Genomic DNA, 15485 nt, shown 5'->3' with positions numbered 1-15485 from the left:
GCTCAGCGCACGGGCATGCCCGCCAGCCGGGCCAGGATCACCCGGTCGAGCTCGGCGGCCGTCCCGGCCACGTCCAGGTAGGAGTTGTCGATGATCGGCAGCCCGGAGTTGTACCAGCCCGCCATCCGCCCGTGGATGCGCGCCACCTCCTCGTCCCCGAGCCGCCGGGTGCCACTGCGGCGGGCGTTGCGGCGCAGCACCGAGTCCAGACTCGGCAGCAGCACCACGGGGATCATGCCGGGCCCGATGTGCCGCTTCCAGCCGCCGAGACCGATCGCCGGGCGGTCCGGGAAGACGGCGTCGTCGATGATGCAGGAGATGCCGTTGGCCAGGTAGTTGCGGCAGGCGAAGCCGCAGGTGCGGCGAGCCAGGCGGTACTGCGCCTCGGAGGCGTTGTTCCAGCCGGCCTGCGGGTTGGCGAACCCGGCCTGCACCCACTCGCGGACGTCGTCCAGGCTGATGTGCGCGGTCGGCGTCGGCCGGCGCTCGGCCCAGTAGCGGGCGACGGTGGTCTTCCCCGCCCCGGCGGGCCCGATCAGCAGCACCGCGATCGGCCCGGCGGGCGCGTGCGGGCGCGGCGGGTGGGCGGGCAGCTGGACGGGCGTTCCGGCGGGCAGCACGAAGTGCCCGGTGCCGCCGGGCGGCATGGGCAGGGCCTGCAACTGGACGGTCCCGTGCCCGGCGTGCGCGGGCACCGGCGCGGGCGGGGGCACGGGTGCGGGCGCGGCGGCCGGCCCCGGACGGACGGGCTGCGCGGGAGGGGGCGGCGGAGGCGGCGGCGGAACGGGCGCTCCCGCGCCCGCGCCCCCGACCGTCCGCACCGGCGGAGCGGCGGGACGCGGCGGGACCTGCCCACCTGCGGTGTACTGCGTCACGGAACCCTCCCCACACCTCTCAGCGGGGACATTACACGGCGGCCCGGCGGCGGGCACAGTCCGCCACCGGGCCGTCGACGAGGCCCCACCCGGGGTGGTGCCCGGCCGTCAACGCGTGGTCAGTTGCTCCGCCAGTGCGCGCAGCGCCAGTTCGTACGAACCGATCCCGAACCCGGCGATCGTCCCGGAGGCGACGGCGGCGATCACCGAGGTGTGCCGGAAGGTCTCCCGGGCGTACGGGTTGGAGATGTGCACCTCGATCAGGGGCGCGGTGCGCTGCGCGGCGGCGTCGCGCATCGCGTACGAGTAGTGCGTGAACGCCCCCGGGTTGATCACCACGGGCACCTGGCCGTCCGCCGCCTCGTGCAGCCACTCGACCATCTGCTGCTCGGAGTTGGTCTCGTGGACCTCGACCTCGAAGCCGAACTCCTTGCCGAGCGCACCGCAGCGCTCGACCAGCCCGGCGTAGGAGGTGGCGCCGTAGACGTCCGGCTCCCGGCTGCCCAGGCGGCCGAGGTTGGGGCCGTTGAGCACCATCACCCTGGTCACGAGGAGACCTCCGCGTAGGCGGCGACCAGCAGGGACGGGTCGGGGCCCTCCAGCACGGAGGTCTTGCCCAGGCCGTCCAGGACGATGAAGCGGATCAGGTCGCCGCGCGACTTCTTGTCGATCTTCATCGCGTCCAGCAACTTCGGCCAGGCGTCGGCCCGGTAGCTCAGCGGCAGACCGACGGAGGCCAGCACGGCGCGGTGCCGGTCGGCCGTCTCGTCGTCCAACCGCCCGGCCAGGCGGCCGAGTTCGGCGGCGAAGACCATACCGATGGAGATCGCCGCGCCGTGCCGCCACTTGTAGCGCTCGTTGCGCTCGATGGCGTGGCCCAGGGTGTGGCCGTAGTTGAGGATCTCGCGGCGGCCGGACTCCTTGAGGTCCCCGGAGACGACGTCGGCCTTGACCTGGATGGCGCGGCGGATCAGCTCGACGGTGTGCGGCCCGGCCGGGGACCTGGCGCCCTCCGGGTCGGCCTCGATCAGGTCGAGGATGGCCGGGTCGGCGATGAAGCCGCACTTGATGACCTCGGCGAGGCCGGAGACGTAGTCGTGCTTGGGCACGGTCTCCAGGGTGTCGAGGTCGGCCAGCACGCCCACCGGCGGGTGGAAGGCGCCGACCATGTTCTTGCCCTCGGCGATGTTGATGCCGGTCTTGCCGCCCACGGCCGCGTCGACCATGCCCAGCAGCGTGGTGGGCATGGAGACCCAGCGCACCCCGCGCAGCCAGGTGGCGGCGACGAAGCCCGCCAGGTCGGTGGTGGCGCCGCCGCCGAGGCCGACGACCACGTCGCTGCGGGTGAAGCCGGTCTGCCCGAGCACCGACCAGCAGTACGCGGCGACCTCGGCGCTCTTGGCCTCCTCGGCGTTGGGCACCTGCAGCCCGATCGCCTCGTAGCCCTCGCCGGCCAGGTCCTCGCGGATCGCGTCGGCGGTGGCGGCCAGCGCCTCCGGGTGGATGATCGCGACCCGCTTGGCCCGGCCGCCGATCAGCGGCGCCAGCTCGCCGAGCAGCTGGTGCCCGATCAGCACGTCGTACGGGTCGTGGCCGGCGCTGCCGCCGACGTGAATCCTGACGATGGGGTCAGTCATGGGGGGTCTTCAGCTCCAGTGCTTCCAGTACGGCGTCCGCGACCTGTTCGGGCGTACGGCCCTCGGTGTCGACGACGGCGGTGGCCACCTCCAGGTAGAGGGGGCGGCGGGCCTCCATCAGCTCGCGCCAGCGGGCGCGGGGGTTGACGGCCAGCAGCGGGCGCGGCGCGTCCAGGCCGACCCGCTTGACGGCGTCCGCCAGCGGGACCTCCAGGAACACCACCGGCAGCTCGCGCAGCAGCGCCCGGGTGGCCTCGGCCATCACCGCGCCGCCGCCGAGCGCCAGCACCCCGGCGTGCCCGGTGGCCGCCGCCCGGACGGCCTCGGCCTCCAGCGCGCGGAAGTGCGGCTCGCCCTCGTCGATGAAGATCTCGGGGATCGGCTTCCCGGCCGTGGTCGCGACGTCGGCGTCGGTGTCGCGGAACCCGACGCCCAGCCGCTCGGCCAGGGCCCGCCCGACGGTGGACTTGCCACTGCCGGGCGGGCCGACCAGCACGACGACAGGCGTGCTCATGCCCCCGCCTCGCTTCGCTCGGCAGGCCCGGAGCACAACGGGCACCTCTCGATGATGGGCTCGCTTCGCTCGCTCATCGCACGATCAGGTGGTCGAGGTAGCTCTGCACGTTGCGACGGGTCTCGGAGACGTTGTCGCCGCCGAACTTCTCGTTCACCGCGTCGGCCAGCACCAGCGCGACCATCGCCTCGGCGACGATCCCGGCGGCCGGCACCGCACAGACGTCCGAGCGCTGGTGGTGCGCCTTGGCCGGCTCACCGGTGCTCACGTCCACGGTCTGCAGCGCCCGCGGCACGGTGGCGATCGGCTTCATCGCGGCGCGCACCCGCAGCACCTCGCCGGTGGACAGGCCGCCCTCGGTGCCGCCGGAGCGGCCGGAGGCGCGCTTGACGCCCTCGGGGGTCGGGAGGATCTCGTCGTGCGCCTGGGAGCCGGGCACCCGGGCCAGCTCGAAGCCGTCGCCGACCTCGACGCCCTTGATCGCCTGGATGCCCATCAGCGCGGCGGCCAGCCGGGCGTCGAGGCGGCGGTCCCAGTGCACGTGCGAGCCCAGGCCCACCGGCACGCCGTACGCCAGCACCTCGACCACGCCGCCCAGGGTGTCGCCGTCCTTGTGGGCCTGGTCGATCTCGGCGACCATCGCCTTCGAGGCGTCCTGGTCCAGGCAGCGCACCGGGTCGGCGTCCAGCTTCGCCTCGTCCGAGGGCAGCGGCAGCACACCGGCCGGGGCCTTGGCGGCGGCCAGCTCGACCACGTGGCTGACGATCTCGATCCCGGCGACCTCGCGCAGGTACGCGCGGGCGACGGCGCCCAGCGCGACCCGGGCGGCCGTCTCCCGGGCGCTGGCGCGCTCCAGGATCGGGCGGGCCTCGCCGATCGAGTACTTCTGCATGCCGGCCAGGTCGGCGTGGCCGGGCCGGGGGCGGGTCAGCGCCTCGTTGCGGGCCAGGCCGCCCAGCACCTCGGGGTCGACCGGGTCGGCCGACATGACCTGCTCCCACTTCGGCCACTCGGTGTTGCCGACCATGATCGCGACCGGGCTGCCCATGGTCAGGCCGTGCCGGACGCCACCGAGGAAGGTCACCTCGTCCTGTTCGAACTTCATCCGCGCACCGCGGCCGTAACCGAGCCGGCGGCGCGCCAGCGCGTCGGCCACTACGGCAGTAGTGACCGGTACACCGGCGGGCAGGCCCTCCAGCGTCGCGACGAGTGCGGGGCCGTGCGACTCCCCCGCCGTGAGCCAGCGCAACGTACCCAACGGAGCTCCTTCATCAGCGGGCCGGCCCACGGCACCGCCGCAGCCCGCCCGGACGTACCTTCTGCCCGAATCCTTTCATGCCGCGGGGCCGCGCAAGGGCCGCGTTCCGCGTAGCGGACAGCACGTGGACACCACCCGGGACGGCGGCCGCCCGGTCAGGCCCCGGCCTAGCTCGTGGCCAGCGCCTTCTCCCCGGCCTCGCGCATCGCGGCCAGCGGGCCGGGCCTGCGCCCGGTGAACGCCTCGGACTGCAGCACCGCCTGGTGCACCAGCAGGTCCAGCCCGCCGAGGACGGTCGCCCCGCGCTCGGCGCAGGCGGCGGCCAGGGCCGTCGGCCACGGGTGGTAGAGCACGTCGAACAGCGCGCCCGGCCGCTCCGGCAGGGCCTCCGCGAACACGTCCGTGGCGCCCACCGGCGTGGTGGAGACGGTCAGCGGCCGCTCCAGCGCCTCCGCCCCGCGCTCCCAGTCGGCCGTACGGACGGCCACGCCGAGGCGCTCGCCCAGCTCGGCCATCTCCCGGGCCCGCTCGGGGCTGCGGACGTAGACCACCACCTCGCCGGTGCATATCTGGGCCAGCGCCGCCAGCGCCGAGGAGGCCGTGGCCCCCGCCCCCAGCACGGCCGCGCCCGACACCTCGGCGACGCCCCGCTCACGCAGCGCGTTCACCAGCCCGGGCACGTCGGTGTTGTCCCCGGTGCGCCGCCCGTCCTCGGTGAACACCACCGTGTTGACGGCCTCCACCGAGCGGGCCGTGGCGCTGACCTCGTCCAGCAGCGGGATGATCGCCCGCTTCAGGGGCATGGTCAGCGACAGCCCGGCCCACTCGGCCTCGTCCAGCCCGGCCAGGAAGCCGGGCAGCGAAGCCTCGTCGACCTCGAACCGGTCGTACCGCCAGCCGTCCAGCCCGAGCGCCGCGAAGGCGGCCCGGTGCAGGTCCGGCGAGAGCGAGTGGGCGATCGGCGAACCGAGCACGGCGGCACGGTGCTTGCTGGTCAACGCTGCTCCTCAGCAGGTGGTCAGGACTTCTTCCCGGTGCAGTGGCCGCGGTCCTTGTCGAAGCCCTCGCCGGCGTTCTTGCAGAACTCCTCGACGTTGGCGTAGTGCTCCTTGGACGTCTCGGCGAACCGCGTCGTGCTCGGGTCCATCGCGATGAAGTACAGCCACTTGCCGTCCGCCGGGTGCAGCACCGCCTGGAGGGCTTCGTCGCCGGGGTTGGAGATCGGCGTCGGCGGCAGGCCCGGGTTGATGTAGGTGTTGTACTTGTTGGACGCGTCGTCCATGTCCTTGCGGTCGAGGGTCTTGCGGCCCAGCGAGTACTGGAGCGTGGTGTCCATGCCCAGGCGGTGGTTGATCTCCCCGCCCGCGGCCAGGCGGTTCTGGATGGTCTTGGCCATCTTCGCGAAGTCCGTCGGGTTGTTGCCCTCGCGCTGGAGGATGCTCGCCTCGATGACGACCTCGTAGCCGTTCTTGAGGTTCACCGAGGCGGCCTGGCCGTCCAGGGCCGCGTACTTCTCGGTGGCGTTCTTCACCATCTGCTTGAGCAGGTCCTCGGGCTTCATGCCGTCGGCGACGTTGTACTTCGTCGGCCAGAGGAAGCCCTCGATGTTGCCGTTCGCGTACGCCGGCAGGCCGAGGTCGTTGACCTGCGCCTTGGCGACGTTCGCCGTGGTGCCCTTCTGGAGCTTCAGCTTGTCGTCGATCTTGGCGTAGATCTCGGTGGAGTTGAGGCCCTCGGGCAGCACCAGCGAGGCGCCGCCCATCTGGTCGACGAACGCCTTGACCGCGGCGGCGGCCGACATCTCCTTCTTCATCGCGTAGAAGCCGTACTGGACGGCCCTGCACTTGGGCTCGGGCTCGCACGCCTTGGTGAAGGCGTCGACGCTCTTGACCACGCCCGCCTTCTTCAGCTTCAGGCCGATCTGCCCGCCGACCTCGCCCTTGGCGACCTCGATCTGGACGCTGCCGGTGCCGTCGCCGGTGAAGTCCGGCGGCGGGCCGAAGTGGTCCTGGTAGAAGCCGTAGCCCCACCAGCCCGCGCCGCCCATCGCCCCGAGCAGCACCAGGGCGACCAGCAGGCAGGCGCCGCCGTTGCGGCGGCCGGCCTTCTTGCCGCTCTCCTTGCGCTTCTTCTTCGCCTCGCGGGAGTCGTCCTGCTCGCCGAGGAAGCCGCTCTCCTGCGGGGACTCCTCGTCCAGGTAGGCGCCGTCCTCGTGGTGAGCGTCCCACTCCTCGGGCTCGGCCTGCGGCTCGTGCCCGACGTGCCCGGTGTGCCCGGTGTGCCCGGCGGCCGGATCGCCTCCGGCCTCCAGGGCGGCGGCCTCGGCCTCCCAGTCGATGCCGTCCGGGCCCGGCCCGGCCACCGGCTCGGGCGCCGGGGCCTGCCGCTGGGCCCGCTGCTGCGGCTGGACCTGCTGCTGCACCTGCTGCGGGTAACCCTGCTGCTGCTGCGGGTACTGCCCGTGCTGCGGCATCTGCTGCTGCTGCTGTTGCTGCTGCTGCGGGTAACCCTGCTGCTGGTACTGGCCCTGCTGCGGGTACTGCCCCTGCTGGGGCATCTGCTGCTGTTGCTGCGGGTAGCCCTGCTGCGGCATCTGCTGCTGGCCGTACTGCCCCTGCTGCCCCTGCTGCCCGCCGAAGGTCTGGCCCTGCTGCGGGTACTGCCCCTGCGGCATCTGCTGCTGGCCGTACTGGCCCTGCTGGCCCTGCTGCTGCTGGTAGTACTGCTGCTGCTCCTGCTGCCACTGGCCGTCCTGCTGGCCGGGGACCGGCTGCTGGCCGCCGTACCCGGCATCACCGGGGTGCCACGGCTCGCCCTGGGGGCCGTAGCCCCGACCCACCTCGGTCATCGATCCCCTTAACCGACAGTGACGACCGACGGATCAAAGCGGCCGTCCGGGACGCCGTCCCGGTTGAATCTCGAACCGGCGTGCTAGCGCAACGCCTGGGAGGAGACGTTACCGTACCGCAGCCGGGCCGCCGGTGGCCGGACGTACCGTCAGTGCTCGACCTCCCCGCTCTCCGCACCCACCGTCACGGAGTCGCCGCGCCCGAGGGGCTCACGGAAGCCGACGCGGAGGCGGACGCCGAGGCAGTCGCCGAGGCGCTCGGCTTCGCCACCGCCCGGTTGGCGTTGAACTCCGCGACGTTGCGCTGCTGCACCTCGAAGCTGTCGGTGAACCGGGTATCCCCCGGCTTCACGGTGACGAAGTACAGCCAGTCCCCCTGCGGCGGGTCCAGCGCCGCCATGATCGCCTCCCGCCCGGGGTTGGAGATCGGGGTCGGCGGCAGCCCGGCGTGCAGGTAGGTGTTGTACGGGGAGTCCAGCTTGGTCTCGGTGACGCTGGTGTTCAGGGTCGAGCGGCCGAGCGCGTAGTTGATGGTGGAGTCCAGCTGCAGCGGCATGCCCTTGGCCAGCCGGTTGTAGATGACCCTGGCCACCTTGCCCATGTCCTCGGTGTTGTCGGCCTCGCCCTGCACCATGCTGGCGACGGTCACCAGCCCGTACACGTTCTGCCCGAGGTTGCGGGCGACGACCTCCGCGTCGTCCCGGCTGAACTCCTTGCCGGCCCGCTCCACCATCTGCTTCAGCAGGTCGAGCGCCGTGGTGCCGTCGGTGACGCTGTACGTCGCCGGGAACAGGTAGCCCTCGGGGGCGCCGGCCGCGAACTCCGGCAGGCCCAGCTCGGCGGTCTGCTCCTTGGCGACGCGCTGGGCGGTGCCCTCGGGCAGGTTCAGCTTCTTGTCGATGGCCGCGTAGACCTGGTAGCCGCGCCAGCCCTCGGGGATGGTCAGGCCGTTGGCGTTGGCCGGGTCGATCAGGATCGCCAGGGCCGCCGAGGCCGACATCTTCTGCTTGAGGGTGTACGTCCCCGGCTGGATGCGCCCGGCCGCCGCCGCGCTGCCCTTCGCCGCCCTGGTGAAGGCGAGCGAGCTGGCCACGACCCCGTTGCGGACCAGCGCGGAGGCGATCTGCGCCAGGCCCGCGCCCTCGGGCACCGAGACCTGGACGCTGCCGTCGCCCGGCCCCCGGAAGTCGGCGGCGGCCGCCGGACGGCGCTGCCCCTGGAACCAGGTGTAGCCCGTCAGCCCGATCCCGCCGAAGACGGCGATCAGGGCGAGCGCGGTGAGCCCGCAGGCCAGTCCGTTACGCCGTCGGTGCGGATCGGGCGCATCGGGGCGCGGACGGGGCGCACCCGGCGGCCGGCCCTCCGGCTCCACCACCGGCGCGCCCAGGTGACCGGGCGTGAGCCCCGGGTGGAAGTCCTGGTCGAACATGGCTCGCGCCCCCTCGACGGTCCCGCAACGGCCTGGATGCCTCCGTGCCGGTCGGGATCGGTCAGGGGTGATCGGCAGCCGAGCCGGAAGCGAACGAAAAGGGGGCCCGTGCGGACGCGTCCGCACGGGCCCCTCTTCGGGACGTTAGACCAGGCCGGTCAGCCGGCCGCCTCGACGCTCTCGCCGGGCGGCCTTCCGCTCACCCGTTCGGACTCAAGGGCGGTCTGGAGGATCACCACCGCGGCGGCCTGGTCGACCACCGAGCGGCCCTTCTTCGCCTTGACCCCGGAGGCGCGCAGCCCGTGGGTGGCGGTGACGGTCGTCATCCGCTCGTCCACCAGCCGCACCGGCACCGGGTAGAGCCGGTTGGCCAGCCGCGCCGCGTACGCCCGGACCTTCTCCGCCGCCGGGCCCTCCTTGCCGCTGAGCGAGCGCGGCAGCCCGACGATCACCTCCACCGCGTCGTACTCCTCGACGATGGCGGCGAGACGGGCCTGCGACTTCACCCCCGCGGGGACGGTCTCCACCGGCGTGGCGAGCACCCCGTCGGGGTCGCAGGACGCGACCCCGATCCGGGCGTCACCGACGTCGACGGCGATGCGCCGTCCGCGGCGGAAGGGCTTCGGCTCCTGCTCGAACATCAGGAGGCGCGCTCCGCGACCAGGCCGCGCACGGCCGCGATGGCCTCGCCGACCGCAGCGGCGTCGGTGCCGCCGCCCTGGGCGACGTCGTCCTTGCCGCCACCGCCGCCGCCGAGGGTCTTGGCCGCGGTGCGGACCAGCTCGCCGGCCTTGATGCCGCGGCCGCGGGCGTCCTCGTTGGTGGCGATGACGGTCAGCGGGCGGTCGTTCGCCACGGTGAACGCGGCGACCACGGCCGGGCGCGAGCCCAGGCGGCCGCGCACGTCCAGGACCAGCTTGCGCAGCTCGTCGGCGCCCACGCCGTCGGCGACCTGGGCGGCGACCACGGAGATGCCGTGCACGTCCTCGGCCGAGTCGGCCAGGCCCGCCGCGGCGGCCAGCACCTTCTCGGCGCGGAAGCGCTCGATCTCCTTCTCCGCGTCCTTGAGCTTGGCGAGCATGCCCGAGATCTTCTCCGGCAGCTCCTCCGGGCGGCCCTTGACCAGCTCGGTCAGCTGGGCGACCACGGTGTGCTCACGGGCCAGGAACTTGTACGCGTCGACGCCGACCAGGGCCTCCACGCGGCGCACGCCGGAGCCGATGGAGGACTCGCCGAGCAGCTTCACCAGGCCCAGCTGGGAGGTGTTGCCGACGTGCGTGCCACCGCAGAGCTCCTTGGAGAAGTCCCCGATGGTGACGACGCGCACCTCGTCGCCGTACTTCTCGCCGAACATCGCGATGGCGCCGGCCTTGCGGGCCTGGTCCATCGTCATGACCTCGGCGGTGACCTCCAGCTCGCGGGTCAGCACGTCGTTGATCTTCTGCTCGACGTCCACCAGCACGCTGCCCGGAACGGCGGCGGGCGAGCCGAAGTCGAAGCGGAAGCGGCCCGGCGCGTTCTCCGACCCGGCCTGGGCGGCCGTCGGGCCGAGCGCGTCGCGCAGGGCCTGGTGGGTCAGGTGGGTGGCCGAGTGGGCGCGGGCGATCGCCCGGCGGCGGTCGATGTCGATCGTGGCGTACGCCGAGGCGCCGAGCACGACCTCGCCGAACAGCACCCCGCCGGAGTGCACGATCACGCCCGGGACGGGCTGCTGCACGTCGCGGATCTCGACGACCGCGCCGGACTCCAGGCGGATGCGGCCCTGGTCGGCGAGCTGGCCGCCGCCCTCGGCGTAGAACGGGGTGCGGTCGAGGATGATCTCGACCTCGTCGCCCTCGGAGGCGGCCGGCGCCGGGACGCCGTCCACCAGCAGGCCGACGACGGTGGCCTCGCCCTCGGTGAGGTTGTAGCCGGTGAAGACGCTGGCGCCGGACTTGTCGGCGACCTCGCGGTACGCGGCGACGTCGGCGTGGCCCATCTTCTTGGCCTTGGCGTCCGCCTTGGCGCGGTCGCGCTGCTCCTGCATCAGACGGCGGAAGCCGGCCTCGTCCACCTGGAGGCCCTGCTCCTCGGCCATCTCCAGGGTGAGGTCGATCGGGAAGCCGTAGGTGTCGTGCAGCTTGAACGCCTGCTCGCCCGAGAGGACGGCGCCGCCGGCCTGCTTGGTCTCGGTGACCGCGACGTCGAGCAGGTTGGTGCCGGCCTTCAGCGTCTGCAGGAAGGCCACCTCCTCGCCGACGACGACCGTCTCGACGCGCTTGCGGTCGGCCTCGAGCTCCGGGTACTGCGGGGCCATCGCCTTGATGGCGACGTCGATGAGCTCCTTGGCGACCGGCTCGGTGGCGCCCAGCAGGCGCATGTTGCGGATGGCGCGGCGCAGGATGCGGCGCAGCACGTAGCCGCGGCCCTCGTTGCCGGGGGTGACGCCGTCGCCGACGAGCATCAGCGCGGTGCGGATGTGGTCGGTGACCACGCGCAGCGAGACGTCCGACTTGTGGTCGGCGCCGTAGGTGTGGCCGGTGAGCTCGGCGGCGCGGTCGAGGATCATCCGGCTGGTGTCGATCTCGAAGAGGTTGTCGACGTCCTGCAGGATGGCGGCCAGTCGCTCCAGGCCGAGGCCCGTGTCGATGTTCTTGCTCGGCAGGTCGCCGAGGATCTCGAACCCGTCCTTGCCGTCGCCGTGGCCGCGCTCGTACTGCATGAAGACCAGGTTCCAGATCTCCAGGTAGCGCTCGCCGTTGACGGCCGGACCGCCCTCCTCGCCGTACGCGGGGCCGCGGTCGTAGTTGATCTCCGAGCACGGGCCGCAGGGGCCGGGGACGCCCATCGACCAGAAGTTGTCCTTCATGCCGAGGCGCTGGATGCGCTCGGACGGCACGCCGATGACGTCGCGCCAGATCTGCTCGGCCTCGTCGTCGTCCTTGTAGACGGTGATCCAGAGCTTCTCCGGGTCCAGGCCGTAGCCGCCGTCCGCGACGGGAGTGGTGAGCAGCTCCCACGCGAACTTGATGGCCCCTTCCTTGAAGTAGTCGCCGAAGGAGAAGTTGCCGCACATCTGGAAGAAGGAGCCGTGCCGGGTGGTCTTCCCGACCTCCTCGATGTCCAGGGTGCGCACACACTTCTGCACGCTGGTGGCGCGCGAGAACTGCGGCTTGACCTCGCCCAGGAAGTAGGGCTTGAAGGGCACCATGCCGGCGTTGACGAGCAGCAGGGTGGGGTCGTCGGCGACCAGGGACGCCGACGGAACGACGGTGTGGCCGCGCTCCTCGAAGAAGCGCAGCCAGCGGCGGCGGATCTCAGCCGACTCCATTAGTGGTCCTTCCGGTTCGTACCGCCCCGCGGCAGGGCTCTGCGGGGCGTTTCATCGATGGTCTGTGGGGTGGTGCGCGTGCTGGTGGACGGAGGCAGGGCGGCGGCCGGGCTACCGGGCGCCGCCGAGATAGCTCGGTACTGCGGCTCCGGGAGGGGCAACGCGGAGCGTTTCCCAAGAAGGGCGGCGGTGGGCGACGGGCGGGCGCGGCCGGTGCGCCGGGGCTCCACGACGGCCGTGCCGTGCAGTCCGAGGTCGTCCTTCAGCTGCTCCTCGCGCTCGGCCATGCCGGCCCGCACGTCCTGTGCGAACTGCTTGGCCAGGTCCCCCAGTTGGAGGGCGCCGCGGGCGGCCGTGCCGGAGAGGCTGTCCGGGGTGAGCCGGTGGACGGCCTCGTTGGCCTTCTTCATGGCCCAGACGGTGGCGCCGGCGCCGACCGCCATCCAGAAGATGCGTGCCATGCCGTCAGCCCCTCACCGCGCGCCGGACCCGCGAGAGCAGTCCGTTCCTGGGCGCCGTGGCGGCGCGCACCTCGGCCCGGATGAGCCGGGCCAGCTCCTCGCGCTCGCTCGCCTGGGCGGGCACCGGCGGCAGCGTTCCCTGCTGCCGGGCGACGGCCTTGCGCACGCCGTAGCTGAACGCGGCGACCTTCACCAGGGGGCCGCCGAGGGTGGCGGCGACGGTGGAGGAGAGCGCGTTGGCGTTGGCGGCGGCGTCCTGCACGTTGGCGGTGATCTCGTCGACCCGCTCGAGCTGCTCGTTGGCGCTGCGCACGGCGGCGCCGGCGTCGCTCAGCAGCGGGACGGCCTGTTCGGTGACGGCGGAGACCAGGACGGTGGCCTCCTTGAGCACCCGGGAGAGGCGCACCAGCACGACCGCGAGCAGGGTGACCAGGACCGCCCAGAACACGGCGACGAGCAATCCGGCCAGCTCTCCCACGGACACCTTTGCGCGCTCCCTCGCCTTGCTGTTCTCCGAAAGGAACCCTATCGCGCCGACACCCGATTCCCGGACCGGGTTCAGGGCCCGTCTTCGGACTCCCGCCTGCGGGGCGACGCCGGGGCACGCACCTCGCCGCGTTGTCGTCGGTCGCCAATGTCCCCCAGCCTGGCGGCTGGGAGGTGCCCCGCAGTGGCTCCCTCCTCCGCCTTGCGATGCACGCACCCCAACGCCGCCCCGCCCGCCCTCCGGGCGAACGACGGGAGTCCGAGGACGAGCCCTGGGCCCGTCCGACCGGTCGGGTGTGCGATCCCCGCGCGTAACCTACCCTCCGGTCACCTCGTTCTGCCAGGCGGGCCGACAGCCGTACGGCCCGGACACGCGTCCGGACCGCTGCGGTCCGGGCCGGGAACGACGGGGAGCAACGCTTGGCCGGCGACTGGACACCACATCCCGCGGCGCAGCCGCGCGCTCCGGAGCCCGGCCGGCTGCCGGCCGAGGTGACGGGCTTCGTCGGGCGGCGGCGCGAACTGTCGGAGCTGGCGGCCCTGCTGGCCGGCGCCCGGCTGGTGACGGTGACGGGCCCCGGCGGGGTCGGCAAGAGCCGGCTGGCGCTGCGCGCGGCGGCCCGCGCCGCCGGGGCGTTCCCGGACGGCACCTGGCTGGTGGACGTGGCCCCGGTGCAGGACCCCCTGCTCCTCGGCCACGCCGTCCTGGAGGCGCTGCGCCTGACCGACGGCACCGCCCGCCCCCCGCTGGACGTCCTGACCGGGGCGCTGGAGGGCCGGCGCCTGCTGATCGTCCTGGACGGCTGCGAGCACCTGGTCGAGGCGTGCGCCGATCTCGCGAACGCCCTGCTGCGCGCCCTGCCGGGCCTGCGGGTGCTGACCACCAGCCGCTCCGCCCTGCGCGCCGGCGGCGAGCACCTGCTCACCCTGGCCCCGCTGCCGGTCGGCCCGGCCGCGCCCGAGGCGCCCGTACGGGCCGCCGCGCCGCCGGACGCGGTGCGGCTGTTCGCCGACCGGGCCCGCGCGGTGCTGCCGGGCTTCGAGGTCACCGACGCCAACGTGGAGGCCGTCGCCCTGCTGTGCCGCCGCCTGGACGGCATCCCGCTGGCCGTGGAGCTGGCCGCCGGGCGGCTGCGGGCGCTGTCCGTGGAGCAGATCACCGCCCGGCTGGACGACCGCTTCCGGCTGCTCACCGGCGGCTGCCGCACGGCCCTGCCGAGGCACCAGACGCTGCGCACCACGATCGGCTGGAGCCACGAGCTGTGCACGGTGCAGGAACGTTTACTCTGGGCCCGCCTTTCGGTTTTCGCCGGCGGTTTCGATCTGGAGGCCGCCGAGTACGTCTGCGCCGGCGACGGCCTCGAACCCGAGGACGTCCTCGACCTCCTGGCCGAACTCGTCGGCAAGTCCGTCCTGCTGCGCGAGGACAGCGCCTTCGGCGTCCGCTTCCGGCTGCTGGACACCCTGCGCGAGTACGGCGGCCACTGGCTGCGCGCCGCCGGGGAGGAACAGCGGCTGCTGCGCCGCCACCGGGACTGGTACCTCGGCGTCGCCACCTGGGGCGAGGTCGAGTGGTTCGGCCCCCGCCAGGCCGAGACCGCCGAGCGCACCGAACTGGCCCACAGCAACCTGCGCGCCGCCCTGGAGTTCTGCCTCGCCGAGCCCGGCGAGGAGCAGATCGGCCTGCTGCTCGCCGGCACCCTGTGGTTCTACTGGGTCGGCTGCGGCCACCTCGGCGAGGGCCGCCACTGGCTGGACCGCGCCCTGGCCCTGGACCGCGAGCCCACCGAGGCCCGCGCCAAGGCCCTCTGGGTCACCGGCTACATGGCCACCCTCCAGGGCGACCTCACCGCCGCCGGCCCGGCCCTGGAGGAGTGCCGCCGCCAGGCCCTGGACACCGGCGACGACCGGGCCCTGGCCTACGCCGTCCACCGCCAGGGCTGCGCCGCCCTCATCGGCGACGACCCCGAGCGCGCCTCCGAGCTCTTCGAGGAGGCCCTGTGGCACTACCGGACGATCGGCGAGCTGAACAGCAACGTGGTGATGGCCATGTTCGAGCTCGGCCTCGCCTACGTCTTCCAGGGCGACCTCGACAGCGGCGAGCTCTGGTTCGGCCAGGCCCGCGAGCTGTGCGAGGAGCACGGCGAGCAGTGGGCGTACGCGTACGTGCTCTACGCGATGGCGTACTCGCAGTGGCTGGACGGCGCCGTCGAGCCGGCCCGGGTGCTGGCCCGGGAGTGCGTCCGGCTCAACCACCGCTTCCACGACCTGCTCGGCATCGTCATCGGCATCGACCTGCTGGCGCTGCTGGAGACGGAACCGAGCGTCCCCGGCGGCAGCGGCAACCTGCGCGAGGCCCGGGTGCTCCAGGGCGCCGCCCACCGGATCTGGCGCACGGTCGGCAACCCGTTCCTGGGCTCGCGCTCCTTCTTCGGCCCCCACCAGGAGTGCGCCGAGCGGGCCCGCGCCGGGCTCAGCGAGCAGGAGTACGAGGGCTGCTACGAGGCCGGCGCCCTGCTGGACCTCGACGCGGCCGTCTCCCGGGCGCTGGGCGGCGGCGGCTCCCCGGAGGGCCCGGAGCGCGGCCCGGGGCCCTGTTCCGTACCGCCCGCACCCGCGCCCGCGCCGGTCCGGAATAGCTGAAGCTTGCCGATTGCTTGAGGAGGC

Annotated in this window: 13 protein-coding genes; 1 reads left to right on the top strand and 12 read right to left on the bottom strand. The window is 73.3% G+C overall.

The genetic code is table 11. From position 1 onward, the window contains the following. Window positions 1-2: 2 nt before the first annotated feature. From ACIBCA_RS22420 to ACIBCA_RS22365, 12 genes are all read right to left on the bottom strand, one after another. A complete protein-coding gene (locus ACIBCA_RS22420) occupies window positions 3-875 on the bottom strand; it encodes an AAA family ATPase (protein ID WP_396284700.1) in 873 nt (290 codons plus the stop codon). Between the two features lie 108 nt (window positions 876-983). Next, complete coding sequence (gene aroQ / locus ACIBCA_RS22415) at window positions 984-1412, bottom strand: type II 3-dehydroquinate dehydratase (RefSeq protein ID WP_396284746.1); 429 nt, start codon at window positions 1410-1412, stop codon at window positions 984-986. An 8-nt stretch (window positions 1413-1420) separates the two neighbouring features. Further along, the gene (gene aroB / locus ACIBCA_RS22410) at window positions 1421-2512 is read right to left on the bottom strand and encodes a 3-dehydroquinate synthase (RefSeq protein WP_396284699.1); all 1092 of its coding nucleotides are present in this window, start codon (window positions 2510-2512) and stop codon (window positions 1421-1423) included. Then, complete coding sequence (locus tag ACIBCA_RS22405) at window positions 2505-3026, bottom strand: shikimate kinase (protein WP_396284698.1); 522 nt, start codon at window positions 3024-3026, stop codon at window positions 2505-2507. The genes aroB and ACIBCA_RS22405 overlap by 8 nt, the downstream gene beginning before the upstream one ends. Before the next feature lie 73 nt (window positions 3027-3099). After that, entirely contained in the window at window positions 3100-4284 is a 1185-nt protein-coding gene (aroC, locus tag ACIBCA_RS22400) for a chorismate synthase (RefSeq protein WP_396284697.1), read from the bottom strand. A 167-nt stretch (window positions 4285-4451) separates the two neighbouring features. Then, window positions 4452-5282 carry a shikimate dehydrogenase gene (locus ACIBCA_RS22395; RefSeq protein WP_396284696.1) on the bottom strand — a complete coding sequence of 277 codons (831 nt, stop codon included), beginning with the start codon at window positions 5280-5282 and terminating at the stop codon, window positions 4452-4454. A 20-nt stretch (window positions 5283-5302) separates the two neighbouring features. Continuing rightward, window positions 5303-7132, bottom strand: coding sequence for an endolytic transglycosylase MltG (gene mltG / locus ACIBCA_RS22390; RefSeq protein ID WP_396284695.1), 1830 nt, complete (start codon window positions 7130-7132; stop codon window positions 5303-5305). Window positions 7133-7316: 184 nt separating this feature from the next. Continuing rightward, window positions 7317-8561 carry an endolytic transglycosylase MltG gene (gene mltG, locus ACIBCA_RS22385; RefSeq protein WP_396284694.1) on the bottom strand — a complete coding sequence of 415 codons (1245 nt, stop codon included), beginning with the start codon at window positions 8559-8561 and terminating at the stop codon, window positions 7317-7319. Window positions 8562-8719: 158 nt separating this feature from the next. Further along, window positions 8720-9202 carry a Holliday junction resolvase RuvX gene (ruvX, locus tag ACIBCA_RS22380; protein ID WP_396284693.1) on the bottom strand — a complete coding sequence of 161 codons (483 nt, stop codon included), beginning with the start codon at window positions 9200-9202 and terminating at the stop codon, window positions 8720-8722. After that, window positions 9202-11871 (bottom strand): alanine--tRNA ligase, encoded by a 2670-nt coding sequence (alaS, locus tag ACIBCA_RS22375; protein WP_396284692.1) that lies wholly within the window; start codon window positions 11869-11871, stop codon window positions 9202-9204. The genes ruvX and alaS overlap by 1 nt, the downstream gene beginning before the upstream one ends. Then, entirely contained in the window at window positions 11871-12332 is a 462-nt protein-coding gene (locus ACIBCA_RS22370) for a DUF6167 family protein (RefSeq protein WP_396284691.1), read from the bottom strand. The genes alaS and ACIBCA_RS22370 overlap by 1 nt, the downstream gene beginning before the upstream one ends. Before the next feature lie 4 nt (window positions 12333-12336). After that, the gene (locus ACIBCA_RS22365; RefSeq protein WP_396284690.1) at window positions 12337-12816 is read right to left on the bottom strand and encodes a DUF948 domain-containing protein; all 480 of its coding nucleotides are present in this window, start codon (window positions 12814-12816) and stop codon (window positions 12337-12339) included. Window positions 12817-13238: 422 nt separating this feature from the next. On the opposite strand from ACIBCA_RS22365, the gene ACIBCA_RS22360 reads away from it, so the two are divergent. Beyond that, complete coding sequence (locus ACIBCA_RS22360) at window positions 13239-15461, top strand: ATP-binding protein (RefSeq protein WP_396284689.1); 2223 nt, start codon at window positions 13239-13241, stop codon at window positions 15459-15461. Window positions 15462-15485: the final 24 nt, after the last annotated feature.

Origin of the sequence: Kitasatospora sp. NPDC051170 (assembly GCF_044455705.1) — a bacterium.
Taxonomy (GTDB): Bacteria; Actinomycetota; Actinomycetes; order Streptomycetales; family Streptomycetaceae; genus Kitasatospora.
The sequence above is the reverse complement of the archived record's forward strand: the minus strand, read 5'-3'. Positions and strand labels throughout refer to the sequence as shown.

Excerpts from the sequence above, each read along its gene's own strand:
- aroQ (WP_396284746.1), bottom strand. The coding sequence starts at position 1,412 with ATGGTGCTCAACGGCCCCAACCTCGGCCGCCTGGGCAGCCGGGAGCCG.
- aroB (WP_396284699.1), bottom strand. The coding sequence starts at position 2,512 with ATGACTGACCCCATCGTCAGGATTCACGTCGGCGGCAGCGCCGGCCAC.
- ACIBCA_RS22405 (WP_396284698.1), bottom strand. The coding sequence starts at position 3,026 with ATGAGCACGCCTGTCGTCGTGCTGGTCGGCCCGCCCGGCAGTGGCAAG.
- mltG (WP_396284695.1), bottom strand. The coding sequence starts at position 7,132 with ATGACCGAGGTGGGTCGGGGCTACGGCCCCCAGGGCGAGCCGTGGCAC.
- mltG (WP_396284694.1), bottom strand. The coding sequence starts at position 8,561 with ATGTTCGACCAGGACTTCCACCCGGGGCTCACGCCCGGTCACCTGGGC.
- ruvX (WP_396284693.1), bottom strand. The coding sequence starts at position 9,202 with ATGTTCGAGCAGGAGCCGAAGCCCTTCCGCCGCGGACGGCGCATCGCC.
- alaS (WP_396284692.1), bottom strand. The coding sequence starts at position 11,871 with ATGGAGTCGGCTGAGATCCGCCGCCGCTGGCTGCGCTTCTTCGAGGAG.
- ACIBCA_RS22370 (WP_396284691.1), bottom strand. The coding sequence starts at position 12,332 with ATGGCACGCATCTTCTGGATGGCGGTCGGCGCCGGCGCCACCGTCTGG.